Source organism: Spongiactinospora gelatinilytica (assembly GCF_003236385.1).
Lineage (GTDB): Bacteria > Actinomycetota > Actinomycetes > Streptosporangiales > Streptosporangiaceae > Spongiactinospora > Spongiactinospora gelatinilytica.
Genome location: NZ_POUA01000689.1, coordinates 1 through 1,664 on the forward strand (window position 1 = coordinate 1; position 1,664 = coordinate 1,664).

Annotated in this window: 1 protein-coding gene and 1 pseudogene; both read right to left on the reverse strand. The window is 75.7% G+C overall.

The genetic code is table 11. The features are described 5' to 3' along the window. Nucleotides 1-1,261 (reverse strand): annotated as a pseudogene (locus C1I98_RS38625) (hypothetical protein); the annotation flags it as partial. A gap of 52 nt (nucleotides 1,262-1,313) precedes the next feature. Beyond that, the coding region (locus C1I98_RS42340) for a hypothetical protein (RefSeq protein ID WP_158558396.1) at nucleotides 1,314-1,664 on the reverse strand (351 nt) is incomplete at its 5' end.

Sequence of the window (1,664 nt, forward strand, 5' to 3'; positions counted from 1 at the left end):
CGGAGGTGGGGGGCTTGGCGGCTTTTCCGGGGGATTTGCCTTTTTCGCTGTCGGCAGCGGGGGTCGCTGGTTCTGTGTTCGTGGCCTTGGGGGTCGCGGCCGGCTTGGCGGGTTTTCCGGAGTCCGCGCTTGCCTTGTCCCCCTTGCCGTCGGTGGCGGAGCCGGATGGCCCGGCTTTCGGCGTCGAAGAAGTGGCCTTGGGTGATTTGGCAAGTTTTCCGGTTGCCGCGCTGGTTTTGTCCTTTTCGGCGCCGGCGGGGGCCGATGTTCCTGTTGTCGTGGCCTTGGCGGTCGCGGCGAGCGACGTGGTCTCCTCGCCGGTGGTCGTGTCGCCCTTGCCGCCGCCATCGGCGGACGCGGCCTCGGAGTCGCCGGGGCCGGAGGCCGTGGCGGGGGTACGTGCTTCGCCGCCTGTGCCCGGCCGGTCATCGCCGGGAGCCGAAGGCTCCTGCGCGGAGTCGTCCGTCTCGGGCGCTGTACCGGCCGCTGCGCCGCGCTCGCCGTCGTCCCCATCCTCGGTGCCGTCGTCGCCCGGCGACGCCGTCTCGCCGCCTGAGGCCGCCACGGAACCGCCGGCCTCACTCTCGGCCGTGGCCATGGCGGCGACGTCCGGTGAGGTGCCGTCCGCGGCGGCGTTCGCGTCGCTTTCGGCGTCGTCCGTCGCGGAGGCGGCGGTGTCAGGCTTGGCGTCCTTGCCGGGCCCGGCCTTGCCGGGTTTGCCGCTCTTGCCGCTTCGGGCGCTGGAGGACGCCGCCATGTCGTCACCGGCCGGCGCCTCGGCCTTGGATCTGGCCGAGGCGGCGGACTTGGCGCCGGATGCGGTCTTCCCCTTCGCGGTGGCCGTACCCCCCTGCTTTCCGGGCTTGCCCGAGGGCTCGGCCTCCGGCGCGGTGCCGCCCGCGCCCTTTGCCGTACCGGCGGCCTTCCCGGCCTCCGGGGCAGACGCGCTCTTCGCATCCGCAGGTTCGCCGGAGAGCGTGACCTTGGTGGTGGCCGCCTGGTCGGGGACGGGCTCGGCGGCGGGTTTCGGCGTCGCCGCACGCGCGTAGGGCGGACGGCGGCGCGCCGCCGCGTCACCCTGCTCGGCCGCCGCGTCCTCGTCGGGAGACGACGCGAACGCGCCCTGGCCGTACCCCTTGGGGCGCGCGCCCTGCCCGAAAGCCCCGCGACCGGGGGCGTCCGGGGCGGGCGCGGAGGCGAACGCCCCCAGCCCCGAGGTGCCCGGCTCGGTACCGGAGGCGGACACCGGCGGCCTGGCCACCCGCGTCTCCGGCTCGGAAGACGCCTCCGCCTCAGGCGACTCGCCCTGAGACTCATGCTGCTCGGCGGACGACGGTGCGGACCCGCCTAACGCCGATCCCCCCACAGGCACGGCCGACGACGACGCGCCTCCTGGTACGCCGGGCGGCGGCGTACCCGTGGTCCCCCCGGCCGGTGCTCCGCTGCCGGTTACGGCACCCGGCGGCGAGGCCGCGGCCCCCCCGGCCGATGAACTGCTCACGGGCCCGGCCGATGACGACGCGCCCCTCGGTACTGCGGGCGGCGGCGTGCCTGCGACCCCGCTGGATGGTGATCCGCTCTTGGGCGCGGCGGAAGGTGGCGCGCCGCCGGGTGGGGCAGGCGGTCGGCCGCTTGCGGGTGCCGCCGGTGGCGATGCGTTGCCG